5 protein-coding genes are annotated in these 6020 nt (G+C 55.9%); all 5 read left to right on the top strand.

What is annotated here, in order from left to right; genetic code table 11:
• Nucleotides 1-252: 252 nt before the first annotated feature.
• The 5 genes from IAE33_RS21430 to IAE33_RS21410 all read left to right on the top strand — a co-directional run bounded on the left by IAE33_RS21430 (nucleotide 253) and on the right by IAE33_RS21410 (nucleotide 6020).
• Nucleotides 253-2190, top strand: coding sequence for a flavin monoamine oxidase family protein (locus tag IAE33_RS21430; protein WP_201164989.1), 1938 nt, complete (start codon nucleotides 253-255; stop codon nucleotides 2188-2190).
• A 154-nt stretch (nucleotides 2191-2344) separates the two neighbouring features.
• Nucleotides 2345-3232 carry a nitrilase family protein gene (locus tag IAE33_RS21425; protein ID WP_201164992.1) on the top strand — a complete coding sequence of 296 codons (888 nt, stop codon included), beginning with the start codon at nucleotides 2345-2347 and terminating at the stop codon, nucleotides 3230-3232.
• A 9-nt stretch (nucleotides 3233-3241) separates the two neighbouring features.
• Nucleotides 3242-4393: a hypothetical protein gene (locus IAE33_RS21420; protein WP_201164988.1), complete on the top strand. Its 1152-nt coding sequence runs from the start codon at nucleotides 3242-3244 to the stop codon at nucleotides 4391-4393.
• A 56-nt stretch (nucleotides 4394-4449) separates the two neighbouring features.
• Nucleotides 4450-5376 carry an asparaginase gene (locus tag IAE33_RS21415; protein WP_236407135.1) on the top strand — a complete coding sequence of 309 codons (927 nt, stop codon included), beginning with the start codon at nucleotides 4450-4452 and terminating at the stop codon, nucleotides 5374-5376.
• Between the two features lie 92 nt (nucleotides 5377-5468).
• Nucleotides 5469-6020: a UPF0149 family protein gene (locus tag IAE33_RS21410; protein ID WP_201164986.1), complete on the top strand. Its 552-nt coding sequence runs from the start codon at nucleotides 5469-5471 to the stop codon at nucleotides 6018-6020.

Here is a 6020-nt window from a genome sequence, read left to right as displayed (position 1 = left end):
CATGTGAGAGTAGGTCATCGTCAAGATTCATTTCGCAAAACCCCTATCTGCACATGCAGGTAGGGGTTTTGTCTTTGTGCGATAAAAAAGCGACGCTGGTCGGGGGTCGTGAACCGTCGCCCCTGGGGCCTGCCTAGATACAAGCGCCTCGCTCTGCTGCTTCTGATGGTGATGGTGCTGTGATTATTTAACGCAGCGAGGCCTAGCGAAGCAATCATCCTTCTGCTCTTCAAACACGAAGAGCGTTCACAAATGACTATTGGTTCAACCCACAATCATCCTGCAGATCTGGAAATAGACCCTGCGCTCCGCTTGGAACCATGGGCCGCCCGGTTTCCCAATCCTCCAGATCTGTGTTTCGACTATCGTCGCTTAGTTGAGCAGCAAGGTGGTGTCGCTCAGGCTACTCGCTCTACTCATCGTATCTGCGTTGTCGGGGGCGGGGTTACCGGGCTGACTGCAGCCCGCGAGTTGCTACGTTGTGGCTTTGAATGTGTGACTGTGATTGAGCAGTCCAACCGTATTGGCGGCCGCCATTTGACGCTTGCCAATCGCGCGAGTGATCATAAAACGCCGAGCACCCCCTTCGAGATGGGCGCCATGCGTATGCCGTTTTTCAACAGAACGGGCGAGGCACCTCAGGAGGGGCGATCCCTGTTGGCCTACTACGCGAGCCTGTTCGAACTGCGTCTTTCTCCCTTTCCGAATCCCGGAACACCATGGGTCAACGCAACAGGCATTTACTTACGAAATGGCCAAGTTGACGAAGCCGATGATGCCAAATTATTGATTTGGAAAAACCCTGAGGGCGTGTCACCACCACCGGGCGCCTTGCTTCAAAAAGTCTTCGATAAATGGCAACGATTTGCGCAGCGTTTTGCAGCTCATGTCGCTTCGATTTATGGAACACGCGAGTGGGAGCAGGCGTGGTCTTCAATCGTTGAGCGCTATCATCGGTTGTCTTTCAGAGACCTTGTCAACCTGCCTGAGCTAATCAAATGGGATCCTTCTACTCCGGGTGATTTTGGCGGGTTGGGCATGAATCAAAATGAATCTGCCATTTTCTATTCCATCGGGATCGGCGATGGCAGCTGGGGCGCCTTCTATGATGTCTGCTGCTTGTACCCCCTGCGTACAGCATTGTTTGGGTTCAGCAGCCACCTGCAACTGGTACATGGCCGTGTGGACCCCGAGGGTGTGCCTTACGCTGCGCCTCACCTCGGGGTGGAGCATGTGCCGGACAGCAGGGGTGTGTTATTCCAAGGCCCTGCGTACATGGGCCTGGCTGCTTTGGATGAGAGCCTGATGTTCATGAATATTACTGAACTAGGTCTATCACCTTATGAACATCTCGTGCAGCGAGAGGACGGGTTGCTGACTGACAGTGCAGTGGTCTCCTTGCAGAAGCTGGAAGATGGTCGCACCCAAGTGGGGTATAAATGGCGACACAGCGATCCTGAAGCCAGTACGTTGGTGTACGAAGACTATGATAGCGTCATCTTGACTACGCCTTCCTGGCTCATTGAGACGAATATCACTCTCGCCGGCTTCACCCAGCAGATGCTGCCCCAGAGGATTATAGACGCCTGGAAGCATGCTCATTGGGAGACGAGTTGCAAAGTATATGCACCGCTCAAAAAGAGCTTCCTGGACAGCCAATCGTCAATCCCTCAGATTTTGATCACCGACAGCTTCGTACACGATGTTTATGCCTACCGCTATAACGAGCATTATGCGGATGATTGTATTTTGCTCAGCTACACGTGGGAGGACGATGCGACGAAACTGGCGTCGTTTTCAGAGCGTGAACTGGCCAATAAATGTATCGCCGAGCTTGATCGTATTCTTCTTCAGTGCACCAACGTCGGCCAGCCAATTTCACCCTACGTCGATTGTCAGAATGTTCGAGTGCAACGTTGGATGACGGACAGGAATGCGCTTGGTTGTGCGAAGCTGTATCGGGCGGGTACCTATTACGACGCCGTCAGCTTGATGAAGTACAACCGCGACCTCAGTGCCCATTCCGGTTTGTACTTGGCCGGCGAGTCATTTTCTGTAGACGCTGGCTGGACAGAACCTTGTCTACGTACAGCCCTCGATGCTGTCATCAATCTATGCGAACGCACATCAGCCACATTCAATGGTGCATTCACCCTTGAGCACTACCCGCACTATCAAGTGGAAAAATAGCGGGGCCGACAGTGCTTTCCGTAAAAAATCCTACACCGCCAGCAGCTGTGTACTACGTGTCTATAGGAACCACCTGACTTTATAGCCTTGATCAAACCCCGCTCTACTGACCGCCTTCAAGAACAATCACAAGAAGGAGGCAGTCATGCCAGATATGCACACGTCGGTCAGCCCTGCGCGCATCGCTGTGGTTCAGTCCGACCCCCAGGTCGGCGTTGAACACCGCAACGCAAACCTGACCAGAACCCTGGCGTTGGCCCGTAAAGCCATCCGAGCCGGAGCCAATCTAATTGTGCTGCCTGAGCTGGCCAACACGGGATACACCTTCAGTTCGCGCGCTGAAGCCTATGCCCATGCGGAGACGCTTCAAGGTGGACGGAGTGTTGCTGCATGGGCGGATCTTGCAAGGGACCACCAGGTGTACGTAGTAGCCGGCTTCGTCGAACAGGCGGGCATGAAACTGTACAACAGCGCTGTTTTATTGGGCCCTGATGGATTACTTGGGCACTATCGAAAAGCGCATTTGTGGAATCAGGAGAAGCTCTGGTTCACTCCAGGCGATCTCGGGTTCCCTGTATTCGAGACGCCTATTGGGCGGATCGGTTTGCTGATTTGCTGGGACATCTGGTTTCCGGAAGTAACACGCGTCATGGCCGCACAGGGTGTAGATCTGATCTGTAGCCTGAACAATTGGGTATGGACTCCGCCGCCACTCTTCGATGAGTCCGGCCGCTGCATGGCTAATTATCTGACCATGACAGCTGCCCACGTGAATAACGTCTACATTGCTGCTGCCAACCGCATTGGAAGCGAGCGAGGAGGTCGGTTCCTGGGTTGCTCAATGATTGCTGGAACCCATGGTTGGCCGATTGGCGAAGTAGCGAGCCCAGAGGAGGAGACCATCCTCTACGCTGACATCGACCTGAGCAGCGCACGCTCTGCACCGATCTGGAACAACCTCAATGACCTCCCGCGTGACCGGCGGACCGACCTGTACGACGAAACCCTGGGTTACCGTCTGCATGCACCTCTGCCACGGTGAGGAGGTGACATGAACACTACCCGACTCCTGCATCCCCAGCGCCTATCACTCTACGTTCTTGCCGGCCTCGTGACCCTCCTGGTCACAGGCCTCATAAACGATCAGTGGCTTGATTATGGGCAGCTTACTGCGTCACTCGACGAACCAATCAATCGCCTGCGATGGATAGTGGGCGATATTAGCGAGGTCACCTTCTACAAACACGAATTGCCCGCGCTTGGCCTGCTGACTGGAGCATGCATTGCGCACTGGGCCGGCTTGCGAGGTTATCGCTGGCAAGGCTTCGCCATTTGCTACGGCAGTGGGCTATGGCCCTGGGTATTTGCCAGCTCGTTATTGGGTCTGCTGCTGAGCCATCTGCTGTGGGGATGGACACTCACCGCCGGTATCTGGCAACCGACGTTCGTGGCTTTTGTATCATTGCCTGCGGCGATGGTGCTTCTGTACGGGGGCGGTTGGCAGGTAGCAATCAACGGCGCAGTGCTTGGTGCCGTATTGGTAACGCCGGCAAGCCTCTTGATCGTCAATTACGTGTGCTACCCGCTGGAGCTGCCTGCGGTGGTCGGCAATGTAAGTGGTATGGCCGTCGCGAGCATTCTGGCATTCGTGTTGTGCAAGCAATTTCCTGCGCTGGTGCGGTCTGACCAACCGCCGGTCACACCCGCTCCGGCGTGCCAAACTGACTACGGAATACTCTGGGTGGTGCGGCGTGTGCTTGCGGATTTTACCGAAGCTCCATTTTTCGGTAATGAATGGGCCAGCCTCGGCTTACTGCTAGGCGTTGGCGCTGCTTACCTCCTTGCACCCGGTGCGCCTGCCTACGGGTCAATGCTTCTGATTCCCATCGTTACAGGCCAAGCCTTGGCCTCGCTCATAGGGGTGTTGTTCTGGCGAGGAGAGTGGCGGGCACGAGGCTGGTATCCGACTTATATTCCCATCGTCTCGATCGTGCCAGCCGCTGTGCTGTTATACGGTGGAAGTTGGCAGGTGGTAGTCGCCAGTGCAGTACTGGGGGCGCTCACCACTCCGCCCCTGGCGGTTGCGATTACCCAACGTTTGCCAGCCCATATGCATGGGTATGTTGGCAATGTTGCGTCCATGGCGATCGGTGTTCTGACAATCGTGCCAATCGTAGGCCTACTGACGGGGGGCGCCTTGTGACCACACTTAAACAATTACCCAAACTTGCCATTGCCAGCCTGGGCGGCACGGTCAGCATGAGGAAAGATTTGCTGGCAGGCGGCGTGAAGCCAGCGCTCGGTTGTGAGAAGCAGGTAGCGCAAGTTCCTGAATTGCAGGCTATGGCGTTGCTTGAGGTGGAAACCCTGGCGCTCCTGCCCAGTGCATCGCTGGATTTTCCTGCTTTGCTGGATGTGTTCGCGTGGGCCAGATCTCAGGTAGAAGCCGGTGCTGTGGCGGTTATTTTGACCCAAGGTACCGATAGCCTGGAGGAGACTGCTTATTTCCTTGATCTGATTTGGCCATTTGATGCGCCGTTAGTCATGACCGGGGCCATGCGATCCGCCAGTCAGCCTGGTAATGATGGGCCTGGCAATCTCATCGCTGCAGCACAGGTTGCCTTGGCGGATACCAGTCGCGGCCGCGGCGTGCTGGTAGTGATGGATGATCAGGTTCATGCGGCGTCTAGAGTTCGCAAGGCAGCCAGCTTGTCCACGTCTGCGTTCAAGTCCCCAGGTTGCGGCCCGCTAGGCCTTCTTTTAGAGGGCTCTGTCGTTTATCACCATGCAATCAAGAGAAAGGAGGCACTGCCGTTACCTCTTCGTACTGATCACAAGGTAGCGCTGCTTGAGTCGTGCCTGGGCGCCGATACAGATCTTCTGATGGCTGTCACGCAGCTTGGATATGCAGGTTTGGTGATCGCCGGCTTCGGCGCAGGTCATGTCTCCGAAAGTTGGTCGGCAGCGTTGGGAAGCATTGCATCAATGTTGCCGGTAGTTGTCGCCACCCGCACCGGCAGTGGTCCCACGGCTCGGTCTTCCTACGGCTTTGTCGGTGGGGAGATAGACCTGCAGGCGAAAGGTATCCATATGGCAGGCCAGCTTTGTCCGCGCAAGTGCCGGATCCTCTTATGGCTCTTGCTCGCCAGCAACAATCAACACCGCCTGGTAAGCTGGTTGCAGTGACTGTTGGGCGGCCCGCCCAAGGATTGCGCGGGCTCGCTAGGCATCAGCTATGTTAATGTGCCCCGACGTTCCACTTCCCAGGATGCCTGTACATGCTCCCCACGCTCACTGATAAAGAGCTCGACCGCCTCGAAGACTTGCTCATCACCTACGGTAACGATTACTCCGTACTCAACCTCGCGGAGCTCAATGGCTTCTTCACCGCATTGGCCAGCTCCCCGACGACTGTGCATCCTGGGGAATGGTTGCCTGCCGTGGCCGGTGGCAGCGTGCCGAAGTTCAAGAAACCGGCCCATGAGGAGGCCTACACGGCCCTGATGCTGCGCTATGCCAGCCAGGTTGCAGAGCAGTTGGAGGAAGACGTTGACCACTTCGTGCCGCTGTTTGAAGAAACTGAAAGCGAGCAGGGGCCTGTCACGGTGATGGAAGAGTGGTGTTTCGGTTATATGCGCGGCACTCAGGTTGCCGCTTGGCCTGCACTGCCCGCCGCGCAAGACTCACTGCTGAGGGCTATTTCGCTGCACGGGCTGGAAGATAACGTTGAACTGCTCGATCAGATGTCCGAGCAGGATATCCAGGCATGCGTGCCTCAGGTAATCGATGCCGTGCGCAAACTCTATGCGTTTCAGCATTCGGCAACGTGA

Origin of the sequence: Pseudomonas sp. S60 (assembly GCF_016647865.1) — a bacterium.
In the GTDB taxonomy this organism is placed as follows: Bacteria; Pseudomonadota; Gammaproteobacteria; order Pseudomonadales; family Pseudomonadaceae; genus Aquipseudomonas; species Aquipseudomonas parafulva.
The sequence above is the reverse complement of the archived record's forward strand: the minus strand, read 5'-3'. Positions and strand labels throughout refer to the sequence as shown.